Source organism: Streptomyces sp. NBC_01465, assembly GCF_036227325.1.
Taxonomy (GTDB): domain Bacteria; phylum Actinomycetota; class Actinomycetes; order Streptomycetales; family Streptomycetaceae; genus Streptomyces.
Map to the genome: position 1 here is coordinate 1,267,212 of NZ_CP109467.1, position 13,152 is coordinate 1,280,363.

The 13,152-nt window shown below is 69.5% G+C and carries 8 protein-coding genes; 3 read left to right on the forward strand and 5 right to left on the reverse strand.

The window, feature by feature from the left end:
- Positions 1-84 precede the first annotated feature (84 nt).
- Both OG707_RS05690 and OG707_RS05695 read left to right on the forward strand, forming a co-directional pair.
- The gene (locus tag OG707_RS05690) at positions 85-1,110 is read left to right on the forward strand and encodes a DUF3533 domain-containing protein (protein WP_329115013.1); all 1,026 of its coding nucleotides are present in this window, start codon (positions 85-87) and stop codon (positions 1,108-1,110) included.
- The gene (locus OG707_RS05695) at positions 1,107-1,757 is read left to right on the forward strand and encodes an acetate uptake transporter (protein WP_329115015.1); all 651 of its coding nucleotides are present in this window, start codon (positions 1,107-1,109) and stop codon (positions 1,755-1,757) included. The genes OG707_RS05690 and OG707_RS05695 overlap by 4 nt, the downstream gene beginning before the upstream one ends.
- A gap of 64 nt (positions 1,758-1,821) precedes the next feature.
- Here OG707_RS05695 and adhE read toward each other — a convergent pair whose 3' ends face one another.
- From adhE to OG707_RS05710, 3 genes are all read right to left on the reverse strand, one after another.
- Positions 1,822-4,416: a bifunctional acetaldehyde-CoA/alcohol dehydrogenase gene (adhE, locus tag OG707_RS05700; RefSeq protein ID WP_329115018.1), complete on the reverse strand. Its 2,595-nt coding sequence runs from the start codon at positions 4,414-4,416 to the stop codon at positions 1,822-1,824.
- A gap of 171 nt (positions 4,417-4,587) precedes the next feature.
- Positions 4,588-5,673 carry a S1 family peptidase gene (locus OG707_RS05705; protein WP_329115020.1) on the reverse strand — a complete coding sequence of 362 codons (1,086 nt, stop codon included), beginning with the start codon at positions 5,671-5,673 and terminating at the stop codon, positions 4,588-4,590.
- Positions 5,674-5,897: 224 nt separating this feature from the next.
- Positions 5,898-6,761 (reverse strand): slipin family protein, encoded by an 864-nt coding sequence (locus OG707_RS05710; protein WP_329127626.1) that lies wholly within the window; start codon positions 6,759-6,761, stop codon positions 5,898-5,900.
- A gap of 144 nt (positions 6,762-6,905) precedes the next feature.
- Here OG707_RS05710 and OG707_RS05715 point away from each other — a divergent pair, with 144 nt between their 5' ends.
- On the forward strand, positions 6,906-7,799 hold the full coding sequence (locus OG707_RS05715) for an alpha/beta fold hydrolase (RefSeq protein WP_329127628.1): 894 nt from the start codon (positions 6,906-6,908) through the stop codon (positions 7,797-7,799).
- A gap of 30 nt (positions 7,800-7,829) precedes the next feature.
- On the opposite strand, the gene fxsT is transcribed toward OG707_RS05715, so the two are convergent.
- Complete coding sequence (fxsT, locus tag OG707_RS05720) at positions 7,830-11,783, reverse strand: FxSxx-COOH system tetratricopeptide repeat protein (protein WP_329115022.1); 3,954 nt, start codon at positions 11,781-11,783, stop codon at positions 7,830-7,832.
- Positions 11,767-13,113, reverse strand: a complete 1,347-nt coding sequence (locus OG707_RS05725) for a TIR-like protein FxsC (RefSeq protein WP_329115024.1) — start codon at positions 13,111-13,113, stop codon at positions 11,767-11,769. The genes fxsT and OG707_RS05725 overlap by 17 nt, the downstream gene beginning before the upstream one ends.
- Positions 13,114-13,152: the final 39 nt, after the last annotated feature.

Below are 13,152 nucleotides of genomic sequence, written 5' to 3' on the forward strand. Positions count from 1 at the left end.
ACGCGTCAGTAAAGAACTGATGGAGGCTCAGCCGTTCGGCCCACCCGGCCTGCACGATCACCCGCCGCCCTTGAGCGTGGGGGCATGACTTTCGTCGACGAGGTGAAGAGCGCCGTCACCCCGCGAGCCGCGCTGCTCGTGCTGGGTGTGCTCGTACTGCAGCTGTTGTTCATCACGTCCTACGTGGGCGCGCTGCACAATCCCAAGCCGAGGGACGTCGCCTTCGGCGTGGTCGCGCCCGCGCAGGCCGCACCGAAGCTGGTCGCCGAACTCAAGCAGCTGCCGGGCAAGCCCCTCGACCCGCGTGCGGTCTCCGACGTGGCGACCGCACGCAGCCAGATCATGAACCGCGACATCGACGGCGCGCTCGTCGTCGACCCCGCCTCGACGACCGACACGCTGCTCGTCGCATCCGGCGGGGGCACGGTGCTCGCGACGACGCTCACCAAGATCGCCACCGAGGTCGACGCGACCCAGCACCGTACGGTCAAGACCGTGGACGTCGCTCCGGCGTCCTCCCAGGACTTCGACGGTCTCTCCGCGTTCTACCTGGTCGTCGGCTGGTGCGTCGGCGGCTATCTCTGCGCCTCGATCCTCGCGATCAGCGCGGGATCCCGGGCCGCCAACCGCGACCGTGCGGCGATCAGGCTCGGCTCGATGGCGCTCTACTCGATCGTCAGCGGTCTGGGCGGCGCCGTCATCATCGGCCCGATCCTGGGTGCGCTGCCGGGTTCGATCATGGGTCTGTGGGGGCTCGGGGCGCTGGTGGTCTTCGCGGTCGGTGCGATCACCCTGGCCCTGCAGGCGCTGACCGGCATCGTGGGCATCGGGCTCGCCGTCCTGATCATCGTGGTCGCGGGCAACCCGAGCGCGGGCGGCGCCTTCCCGCTGCCGATGCTGCCGCCGTTCTGGCAGGCGATCGGGCCCGCGCTGCCACCGGGTGCGGGCACCTGGGTGGCGCGCTCCATCGCGTACTTCAAGGGCAACGCGGTCACCGGACCGCTTCTGGTGCTCTCCGCATGGGCGGTGGTGGGCACCGTCATCACCCTGGTCATGTCGTCCTTGCGTAAGGGCAACAAGGACACGGTCGCCGAGGACGTCGCCGCATGAACTTCCCGCACCGCTCGGGCCCGGCCGCGCAGGCGGTCTCCGTCAAGCGGATGGAGCCCACCGCGCAGGCCCAGCTGGGGCCGCTCGGACTGACCGGCTTCATCGTGGTCACCACCATCGCGACCGGTATCGACGCGGGCATCTTCCCCGAGAAGCTGGCGGGCTCCGAGCTGCCGATGGTGGGCTTCTTCATCGGCGGTCTCGCGCAGCTGCTCGCGGGCCTCTTCCAGGCGCAGCGCGGTGACACCTGGCACGCCACGGTCTTCGGCGGTTTCGGGCTCTTCTGGATGGCGAAGGGGCTGATGATCCAGTGGGTGCTGCCGACGGTGGACCCGGCGCTGCGCGGCGACACGATGGGGCTGTTCACCCTGCCCTGGGTGTTCGTGGTGTTCGTGCTGTGGCTGGGCAGTCTGCGGATTCATCTGGCGCTGCTGACCACGTTCACCTTCGTGCTCGTGGTCTTCGTGGCGATGACCTGCAACGGCTTCACCGGTGAGGTGATCTGGAACCGGGTCGCGGGCTGGGCGGGTCTCTGTGCGGCGGCGGGTGCGCTGTATCTGCTGGCCGGGCAGATCATGGCGTCGACCTGGGGGCGCGCGGTGCTGCCGATGGGCCGGTTCGTGGCGCCGGAGATGCCGGAGTCCTAGAGCGTTCCGTACGTACGGGAAAGGGCCGCCCGGAGCTCCGGGCGGCCCTTCCTGCTGGTCGGGGCTACTTGCCGTAGTAGGCCCGGGTCATGAGCTGCTTCATGTCGTCGATCATCGGCATCCGCGGGTTGGCGGGCGCGCACTGGTCGGCGTAGGCGTTCATCGCCTGCTGCGGGAGGGCCTCGATGAAGGCCGCCTCGTCGACGCCCTCCTCCTGGAAGGAGGCCGGGATGCCGCACTTCACGCGCAGTTCCTCGATGGCGCGGGCGTAGGACTCCACGCCCTCCTCGGGGGTCGATGCCTTGAGGCCGAGCGTCTTGGCGATCTCCTGGAAGCGCTCCGGGGCCCGGTAGACCTCGGCCTTCGGCCACGGGGTGGCCTTGCCGCTGACCTGGCCGTTGTGGCGTACGACGTGCGGCAGGAGCAGCGCGTTGGTGCGGCCGTGGGCGACGTGGAAGGTGTTTCCGAGCGTGTGCGCCATGGCGTGGACCAGGCCGAGGAAGGCGTTGGCGAAGGCCATGCCGGCGACGGTGGAGGCGTTGTGCATCTTCTCGCGGGCCTCGGGGTCGTTGGCCCCGTCGACGACGCAGCGCTCCAGGTTCTCGAAGATGAGCTTGATGGCCTGGAGGCAGAGGCCGTCGGTGTAGTCGTTCGCGTAGACGGAGACGTACGCCTCGGTGGCGTGGGTCAGGGCGTCGAAGCCGGAGTCGGCGGTGACCGTGGCCGGGAGGCCCATCGGGAGGACGGGGTCGACGATCGCCACGTTCGGGGTCAGCGCGTAGTCCGCGAGGGGGTACTTCTGGGCGGCCGCCGGGTCGGAGATGACCGCGAAGGGGGTGACTTCCGAGCCGGTGCCCGAGGTGGTCGGGATCGCGACCAGCTGCGCCTTCTCGCCCAGGGAGGGGAAGGTGTAGGCGCGCTTGCGGATGTCGAAGAACTTCTCCTTCGTGTCCGCGAACTCGATCTCGGGGTGCTCGTACATCAGCCACATGATCTTGGCCGCGTCCATGGCCGAGCCGCCGCCGAGCGCGATGATCGTGTCGGGCTCGAAGTCCCGCATCATCGCGGCACCGGCCTGCACGGTGGCCAGCTCGGGGTTGGGCTCGACGTTGTCGATGACCTGGAGGACGACCTTGGACTCGCGGCCGCCCAGGATGTCGGTGACCTTCTGTACGAAGCCGAGCTTCCCCATGGTCTTGTCGGTGACCACCGTGACGCGCTTCAGCCCGTCCATCTCGCCGAGGTAGCGGATGGAGTTGCGCTCGAAGTAGATCTTCGGCGGGACCTTGAACCACTGCATGTTGGTGTTGCGCCGTCCGATCCGCTTGATGTTGACGAGGTTGACCGCGGTGACGTTGTTGGAGACCGAGTTGTGGCCGTACGAGCCGCAGCCGAGGGTCAGCGAGGGGAGGAAGGAGTTGTAGACGTCGCCGATGCCGCCGAAGGTGGAGGGGGCGTTGACGATGACGCGGATCGCCTTGACGCGCCTGCCGAACTCCTCCGCCAGGCCCTCGTCCTCGGTGTGGATGGCGGCGCTGTGCCCGAGTCCGTTGAACTCGACCATCTGCGCGGAGAGTTGGAGGCCCTGCTCGGTGGAGCCGGCCTTGAGGGCGGCGAGGATCGGGGAGAGCTTCTCGCGGGTCAGCGGCTCGTTGTCGCCGACCTCGGCGCATTCGGCGACGAGGATCGCGGTGCCGTCGGGGACCTCGAAGCCGGCCTGTTCGGCGATCCACTGGGGGGACTTGCCGACGACGGCGGCGTTCAGCTTGCCGCCCGCGCAGTCCGCGGCGAAGGCCGTGGTGCCGAAGACGTACTCCTCCAGCTTGGTCTTCTCGGCGGCGGTGACGACGTACGCGCCGAGGCGCTGCAGCTCCGCGATGCCCTGCTCGTACACCTCGGTGTCGAAGATGACGGCCTGCTCGGAGGCGCAGATCATGCCGTTGTCGAAGGACTTGGAGAGCACGATGTCGTGGACGGCGCGCTGCAGTTTGCCGCTCTTGGTGACGTACGCGGGGACGTTGCCCGCACCGACGCCGAGCGCCGGCTTCCCGCACGAGTAGGCCGCCTTGACCATGGCGTTTCCGCCGGTGGCGAGGATGGTGGAGACGCCCTCGTGGTTCATCAGCAGGCCGGTGGCCTCCATCGAGGGCTCCTCGATCCACTGCACGCAGTGCTCGGGGGCGCCGGCGGCGACGGCGGCGTCCCGGACGATGCGGGCCGCTTCGGAGGAGCACTTCTGCGCGGAGGGGTGGAAGGCGAAGACGATGGGGTTACGGGTCTTCAGCGCGATCAGCGCCTTGAAGACCGTGGTCGACGTCGGGTTGGTCACCGGGGTCATGGCGCAGATGACGCCGACCGGCTCGGCGATCTCCGTGATCCCGTTGAGTTCGTCGCGGTTGATGACGCCGACGGTCTTCAGTCCGGCCATCGAGTGGGTGACGTGCTCGCAGGCGAAGAGGTTCTTGACCGCTTTGTCCTCGAAGAGGCCGCGGCCGGTCTCCTCGACGGCGAGCCGGGCGAGCTCCCCGTGCTGACTGAGCGCCGCCAGCGAGGCCTTCTTGACGATGTGGTCGACCTGCTCCTGGGTGAACGACTCGAAACGGCCGAGCGCGTCCAGCGCCCCTTCGACCAGTCCGTCCACCATCGTGTTGGCCTCCATGGCAGCTGCTCCTTCTGCGGGCTTTTCGCTGACACCTCCATGGGACTCCTTTACGGATGCCTCAGGGGCCCGAGAAAGCCCTCGGTCGAGGGGCCGAAGGTCCCCCTGACCACGGCGAAGGGCCCGGCTCGTCCGCAGGGGACGGGCCGGGCCCTCGTACGTACGGAACGGTCAGCCGATCGTCGCTCCGAAGGCCGCCAGCGCCGCGGGCACCGGCTGGAAGAAGGTCTCCCCGCCCGCGCTGCAGTCGCCGCTGCCGCCCGAGGTCAGCCCGATCGCGGTGTCGCCCGCGAAGAGGGAGCCGCCGCTGTCGCCGGGCTCGGCGCAGACGTCGGTCTGGATGAGTCCGTTGACGATGTCGCCGTTGCCGTAGTTCACGGTGGCGTTCAGGCCGGTCACCGTACCGCCGTGCACCTGCGTGGTGGAGCCGCTGCGCTGCACCGCCATCCCGACGGTGGCCTCGCCCGCCTTGGTGATCTGCTGGGTGGAGCCGTTGTAGAGGTCCACCTCGCTCGGGTGGGGAGTGTCCGAGGTGTACTTCACCAGGCCGTAGTCGTGGCCGGGGAAGTCGGAGGCGGCGTTGGTGCCGATCTCGGAGCCGCCCTGGGAGTCCGACCAGCTGGAGATGGCCTCGGTGCAGTGGCCCGCGGTGATGAAGTACGGCTCACCGTCCTTGACCACGTTGAAGCCGAGCGAGCAACGGCCGTTCGAGCCCCAGATGGCGTCGCCGCCGGCGATCAGGGGCTTGAACTCCCCCGCGCTCTTCTTCAGTACGGCCGTGGAGCCGAGCCCCTTCACGACGGAGCTGAGCTTGCTCCACTCCGCCCCGGAGACCGTGCGGTCGGCGGTGACGACCATCTTGTTGCTCACCGGGTCCAGCGCCCACGACGTACCGCCGATGGACGCCTTGTCGGTGAGGGTCTGCCGGGCGGTCTTCAGCTCCGCGAGGGAGTTCTGGACGATTCTCGCCCGGCCGCCCGCCGCACGGACGCCGTCGGCCGCCGTCTCGTCGAGGACATTGACCACCAGGGCGCGGGACTTGGCGTCGTAGTACGAACCTGCCGCGTCGCCGCCGAGCTTGCTCTGCAGCGTCGAGGCCAGGTTTCCGGCCGCCGTCGCGGACAGGGTCTTCAGAGTCGGGGCGGCCGGGGACTCGCTGGCGTTCGCAGTCTGGAACGTCACTCCCGCCGCTATCAGTGCGGTCACGCCCGCTGCCGCGAGGGCAGCGCGGCGCTTGGGTATGCGTCGGTGCTTCAACTCTTCGCCTTCCTGTGGGGGCCGTATCCGGACAAGTGGGGTGTTCGGACACGGAGGATGGGCGGCCCACTATTCCGACACGCACAGGGAACACACAAGACCGACTTCCGGACGCGCACACGACAACAACAAAGCGCCCCCGGTCCGTTCACGAACTGGGGGTACGCCGTGCCGATTACCTCTGCGAACACTGACAGCGTCCGCGTACGGGCGCTGGGTGAGGACTAGTCCTGTCCGGTATTCGACTGTTCCGGATCGGATTCCGGCGGCAGTTGAGCTTTCGCGGGCTGCTCGGCGATGGGCGCCGGAGCCGCCGCAGCCGCCGGAGCCGGCGCCGCGCGCTCCAGGAAGCGCAGCAGCTCCACCGGGAAGGGCAGCACCAGCGTGGAGTTCTTCTCCGCCGCCACCGCCACCACCGTCTGCAGCAGCCGCAGCTGGAGCGCGGCCGGCTGGTCCGACATCACCTCGGCGGCCTCCGCCAGCTTCTTCGAGGCCTGCAGCTCACCGTCCGCGTTGATGACCCGGGCCCGCCGCTCCCGGTCCGCCTCGGCCTGCCGTGCCATCGACCGTTTCATGGTCTCGGGCAGCGACACGTCCTTGATCTCCACCCGGTCGATCTGCACGCCCCATCCGATCGCCGGGCTGTCGATCATCAACTCGAGCCCCTGGTTGAGCTTTTCGCGGTTCGACAGGAGATCGTCGAGATCGCTCTTGCCGATGATGGAGCGCAGCGAGGTCTGCGCCATCTGGGACACGGCGAAGCGGTAGTCCTCGACCTGCACCAGCGCGTCGGACGCGTCCACCACCTTGAAATAGATGACGGCGTCCACCCGGACCGTGACATTGTCGCGGGTGATGCCGTCCTGCGCGGGCACGGGCATGGTCACGATCTGCATGTTGACCTTGCGCAGCCGGTCCACGAACGGCACGACCATCGTGAAGCCGGGTCCCCGCACGGAATCTTTGAGCCGTCCCAACCGGAAGACCACACCACGCTCGTACTGTTTGACGACACGGGCCCCTGCCATCACATAGACAGCACCCGCGGCCACGACAGCCGCTCCCGCCGACATCAGTTCCTCGACCATCACGGCCCCCCAGGGTCCGAATTGGACGTGCCCATTGACCGTAACCCCGCTTGCCGCGCGATGGGGAGTCCCGGTCGTGGCCCTATGGGCCTGAGAGCCGTGATGAGCAATCATCTGACCTAAGGGGGAGTGCCAGTGCAGACCATGCAGGCGCAGAACAGGGACAGTTCGGGATTGCGGTGCCGCGTGCGGACGCCCGCCGGACGCAATCTGATGGTGGAGAGGCTGGGTGATCCGAACGGCAGGCCGGTGTTTCTGCTGCACGGGACCCCGGGCAGCAGGCTCGGGCCCGCGCCGCGCGGGATGGTCCTCTACCAGCGGGGACTGCAGCTCATCGCGTACGACCGTCCCGGGTACGGTCTGAGCGATCGTCATGAGGGGCGCACCGTCGCCGACACCGCCCAGGACGTGGTCACGATCGCGGACGCGCTGGGTCTGGACAAGTTCGCGGTCGTGGGCCGTTCCGGCGGCGCTCCGGGGGCCCTCGCCTGTGCGGCGCTGCTGCCGGACCGGGTGACCAAGGTGGCGGCGCTGGTGGCGCTGGCGCCGCGGGACGCGGAGGGCCTCGACTGGTTCGAGGGGATGACCGTCCACAACGTCGTCGAGTACACGATCGCCTTCGAGGACCCGGCGGAGCTCGTGGCCCGGCTGATCCCGCGCTCGGACGAGATCCGCAGGGACCCGGTCCTGCTCCTGGACCAGCTGCGCCGGGAGCTCACCGAACCGGACCGCCGGGTGGTCTCCGACGCCGGCGTGCGGGCCATGCTGCTGCGCAACTACCAGGAGGCGCTGCGGATTTCGGCGTACGGCTGGATCGACGACGCGCTGGCGTTCTCCAGCCCCTGGGGCTTCGACCCGGCGGACATCCCGGGCCCGGTGATGCTCTGGCACGGCGCGCAGGACGTCTTCTCGCCGCCGGGCCACTCGCGGTGGCTGGCCCGGCGGATCCCGGGCGCGACGGCCGTCGTCGAACCGGCCGCCGCGCACTTCGACGCGCTGCACGCGCTGCCCAGGATCCTCAACTGGCTCGCGGAGTGATCCGCGGGCCGGTCGGACGGGGCGGACGGGTCAGACGGCGAGCGGCTCCAGGTCGCGGTTGATCCGCCGCTCGTCGCGCGCGTTCCGTACGTACGCGTGGTCGTCGCCGAGAAGGCGCTGCAGCTCGTCGACGACCTCGTAGCGGATCTGCTGCGCCTCCTCCTTGCGGCCGAGCGCGTCCAGCGTCAGCGACAGGTTGGAGGCACAGGCCAGCGCCTCCGGGTGGTGCACGCCGAGCACGGTGCGCAGGGTGGCGACGGCCCGGCGCTCGATCTCCAGGGCTCCTTCCAGGTCGCCCAGGTCCGCCGTGACGTTGGCGAGGTTGACGGTGGCGAAGACCGTGTGCGGATGGGTCTCCCCCAGCACGTCCTCCATGCCGACGATGGTGCCCCGCAGCAGCGTCTCCGCGGTGTCGAGCGCCCCGCAGCCTCCCTGGTAGATCCCGAGGTTGTTGATCGCGGCGAGGGTGTACGGGTGGTGTTCGCCCGGCACCTTCATGTACTGGTCGACGACCTCCTGGGCGGTGTCCCGCGCCCCCACCGGGTCCCCCGCGGCGAAGAGGTCCGCCGCGAGGTTGAGGTCGCAGGCGATCCAGTCGGGGTTGGCCGCCGTGTACTTGGCCCGGTAGCGGCCGCGGGTGGCGATGGTCAGCCGCCGCGCGTCCTCAAGACGGCCCGCCCTGCGCAGCGACACGGCCAGGGACTTGGCTGCGGCGAGCGTTCCGGGGAAGGCACGTCCCAGCTGGTCCTTGAAGATGTCGTACGTACGGCTGAGCAGCGCGACGGAGTCCTCGTACCGTCCGACCTCGCGCAGGTCGCGCGCCAGGTTCTGGGCGGAGGACAGGGTGTACGGGTGCTCCGGGCCGAGGACCTCGGTGCGCCGGTCGTAGACGTCCTGGTCGATCTCGCGGGCGCGGGCGTACTGCCCGGCCATGCGCAGGTTGAGCGCCAGGTTGTTGGCCGCGGCGAGCGTCCTCGGGTGGGACTCGTCGAAGATCTGGCGGAACCCTTCGTGTGCGTCGGTCGCCAGCTCCATCGCCCGGCCGTAGAAGCCGAGCGCTCCGAGGTCCATCGCGAGGGAGCTCGTCGTCATGTACGTGTGCGGGTGGGACTCCCCGAGGACCTCCTGCTGCCGGCGCAGCGTCTCCTCGTCGAGCTCCTTCGCCTCCACGTAACGCCCGCGCGAGCGCAGGATGTTGGAGAGGTGGAAGCGCAGATAGAGGTACTGGAGGTCGTTGTCGCCCAGGGTCTCGCGCCAGGTGTCGCGCAGCTCCCCGGCCAGGGTCGAGGCCGCGATGAAGTCGCCGCGCTTCCAGAGGTAGCGCACGCGGTCGATCATCAGGCGGCGGGTCTCGGGCTCCCTGCAGAGCCTGGCCTCCGAGGGGCCGAGGTGCGGCCAGATGGTGGCGAACCTCGGCCAGGTCTCGGGGTTGTCGATCGGCTCGTCCGCGTCGGGCCTGGCTCCGGAGAGGATGCGGTGCACGGCGTGCCGGGCGTCCCGCTGCTCCTCCTCGCTCAACTGGGCGCGGATGACGGCCTGGACGAGGCGGTGGACCTGGATGGAGCCGCCGACGGGGTCCACCTTGGCGAGGGCGAAGCGGCCGATCTCCCGGATGACCCGGCCGAGGACCAGCTTCTCCTGGAGGGTGGCGTCGTACGGCTTGAGCGCCTCGATCATCTCCTTGCTGTAGAGGAGATTGGCGTGGATCGGCTCGGGCGCGAAGAAGGCGCAGAGCTGCAGCAGCCGTACGGCGGCGGGCGAGCGCTCCTTGAGGCGGCGGATGGAGACGTTCCAGGTGGCGGCGACCGGTTCGGGGTAGCCGGCGGGCTGGTTGAGCGCCAGGACGCCGGTCGCCTGCTCGCTGAGCTGTTCCAGATAGGCGCCGACGGGCGTCGCGGTCTCGGCGATCCAGGCCGCCGCCTGTTCGACGGCGAGCGGCAAGTCCCCTACGGCGACGGCGACTTGGTCGGCGTCCTCGACGGAGAGGCCTGGCGCCCTGCGCCGCAGGTGCTCGATGGACTCCTCGCGCAGGAACACGTCGACGGGCAGCGCGTCCCCGTACTGCGACCAGCTCTGGTTCCTGGAGGTGACGAGGATGTGCCCGGGTCCGCCCGGCGGGAAGAACCGCTTGAGCATCTCGGGGTCGTCGGCGTTGTCGAAGACGAGCAGCCAGCGCGAGGTGGGCACTCCGCGCCGCAGCAGGTCGACGGCCTCCTGGGAGGCGGCGGACATATCCTCGCCGCCCTGGGCGCCGATGCGGGTGGCGAGTTCGGCGAGGCCGGCCACCACGTCGTCGGTCTGCTCGGAGGAGATCCACCAGACGAGGTCGTAGTCGGCCATGAAGCGGTGTACGTACTCCAGGGCCACCTGCGTCTTGCCGACACCGCCGAGTCCGTAGAGGGTCTGCGGCTGGGGCAGGACCACGGCCATGCCGCCGCCCAGCTGGTCGCGCATCTTCTCCAGGACCATGGAGCGGCCCGTGAAGCCGGAGTTGCGGGCGGGCGCGTTCCAGATCTTCGGCACGGTGCCGGGGAAGCGCGGGCCGGGCGCGACCGGGTCGGCGAGCTGTGCGGGCCGCTCCAGCGCACGTAACAGGGCGTTGGTGGCGTGCACTTCGTCGAGCCGGAAGAGGTCGACCGGGTTGCGGTCGATGTACGGCGTGGTCAGCCGTACGTCACCGACGCGCAGCGGCAGCAGCTGGCGCCGGGCGCCGGTGGGGTCCTCGGCGGCCGTCCGCTCCCAGACCTCCATGGCCCGGGCGGACTTGAGGTAGGCGCTGGAGAGCACGACGACGGTCCGGGCCGCGGCGTCATGGACCGCCAACTCGCCTTCGGGCGACTCCTGTTCGACGGAGACGTCGCGCGCCACGACGCGGAAGCCGGCGCGGCTGAGCACCGACTCGATCCAGTCGGCCCACATCCGGTTCTCGGCGACGTACGTGAGCAGCAGATCCGCGGGGAGCGCGGGCCTGCGCCGGGTGAAGGCGTCCCTGATGCGCAGCCGGGCCTCCTCCGGTATCGCCGGCATGGAGGTGATCTCGCGGCCGGTGACCTCGGCGACGAGGCGTTCGAAGGCGGAGAGCAGGGAGTTGGTGAGCCCGGCCTCGTCGCCGAAGGTGGCGAGGGTCTCCTCGTACGCGTAGTACGGGCGGTACGGGATCTCGACCGCACCCCAGTACGCGGTCGACTCCTCGGCGGAGAGCCCGCGCGGCAGCCGGTCGAACTTCAGCCGCGCCAGGGCCCGTCCGGCGTCCGCCTTCTCCTTCTCGCCCTCGTCGATGCGCATGGGGACGGGGAGGATCTGGATGGAGCGGATGGAGCTGTAGCGCTCGTCGATCTGGCGGGCGACGGAGGCCGCGCCGTCGATGGACTGGTCGCTGAGGGTGAAGCAGTCGACGAGGACGTCCGGGAGGTGGACGGTGCAGATGTCGGCGATGTCGCTGAGGCCGGTGCGGCTGTCGATGAGGACGTAGTCGTAGTTGGCCTTCATGTCGTCGCGCAGCGCGTCGAAGAAGTGGCCGCCGCCGAGCCGGTCGTAGAAGTTGTCCCAGTCGAAGGTGGAGACGGTCGCGGAGTACTCGCGGTTCTGCCGTCCCGCGGAGACGAAGTCGAGCGTGCCGCCGTCGGGGAACTCCCAGCCGAGCGCCTCGGGGGTGAGGGAGACCGCGTGCTGCTGGATGCGCGCGTAGTCGCGGTGCCAGTCGTCGGCGCGCGGGACGGGGCTGGTCGCGGCCCAGGCGTACTCGGTGATCAGGTCGATGACACCGGTGGTGGCGCCGAGGGTCGAGGGGTCGAGAAACGGGTGGAAGAAGCGGTGCAGGCCGGGCGCTTCCAGGTCCCAGTCGACGGCGAGCACGCGCTTGCCGTTGGCGGCGAGGATCCAGGCCGTGTTGGCCAGGGCCATCGTCCGTCCCGTACCGCCCTTGTACGAGTAGAAGGTGATGATGCGGCCCTCCGGAGCGGCTGCGTCACGACTGGCTGTCATCCGTGTCCTCCGTGTCGGGAGCAAAATCGCGCATTCCGGGGCTGTAGTGCGTGGTGCCATAGCCGCCCGCCATCGGCCCTTCGAGCCGGGGCCGCTCCGAGTGGCCGCCGCCCCCCGGGGGCGGTGCGGGCGGATAGACCGCGGCGTGTTTCAGATACTGCTGGGCGGCCGCCTCGATGACCTGGGGCAGGACCGCCCCGAAGGCCTCCATGCTCGGTACTCCCTTGGCCGCGGCCCGCGAAGTGGCGCGCCCCTCGCGGAGTTTGGCGGGCATGGTGTCCTCGAGCTTGGCCGCGAGGTCGTTCTCGGCGGCTCTGGACTGGTGGTCGTCGCGGTTCCAGGGGACGATCACGCTGACCCAGGGCCGGTGTTCGGCGTCGAAGGCGGCCAGCCGGTTGCGGCGGTCCTCGTCGTGCAGGGCCCAGCGGTCCACGATCAGGACCTCGGGGTGGGACGGGGGCTGTTTCCCGTCGAGATGGAGCACCTGTTCGTCGAAGGAGACGGTGCTCGCCTGGTAGTTGAGTGCGCGCACCAGGTCCTCGGCCATGCTCACCAGCGGCCGGACGGCTATCGGGTGGTACGGGTTCCAGTCCAGCGGGCTGTCCCCGTAGTAGTCGGCGACCCTGCCCTCGGGCAGTTCGTGCCGGGTGGGCGCCGCGACGGTCAGTTGCATGGGACGGGGTCCCGCGCTCGGCGGGCCGAAGGCGCTGGGGGCTATCCGGTAGTCGACCGGGCGCCCCGGGCGGACGGCCGCGTCGTCGGCGACACTGACGATCCGCTTGGCCAGTTCGTACACGGCGTGCTCGTACTGCTCGTTGAATATCTTGAGCTTGATGAGCCCGTAGAGCCCGTCGGTGACGTACCGCTCGCCGAAGTCGCCGTGGTTGAACTGCAACCGCTCGGCGGGGCCCGGGAGTTGGTGTGGCGGCACCGGGACCCAGAGCGCGGGCACGATCGCCTCGGTGGGCCGGTTGGAGCGGGCCTGGTGCTGGATGGCCCGCTGGGCGAACGCGTACCACTCCTTGCCGCACATTTCGCTGGCGAAATAGCGCGGCGAGAAGAGCGGGACGAATACCCGGCAGTTCGCCAGTACGTCCCCGAGCCGCTCCGACCAGCCCTCGCCGGAGCGTATCTCCCGGTCCATGAAGCCCGCAGGGGCTCCGGCCGGGAGATCGGTCATGGCCATCACATGGCCGCAGAGATCACGAAATAGTCTCTCGACCCACATATCGGGGTCGGGACCACCGGCTCCGTGCTTCGGAGTGTGCGCATAACTGAGAAAGAAGTACGGCCGATGATCCGCTGTTCGCGGTTGCGCTGTTCCTGCCACACGCCCCCCGTCCTCCCAATGAAGACATCATTCCGGAGC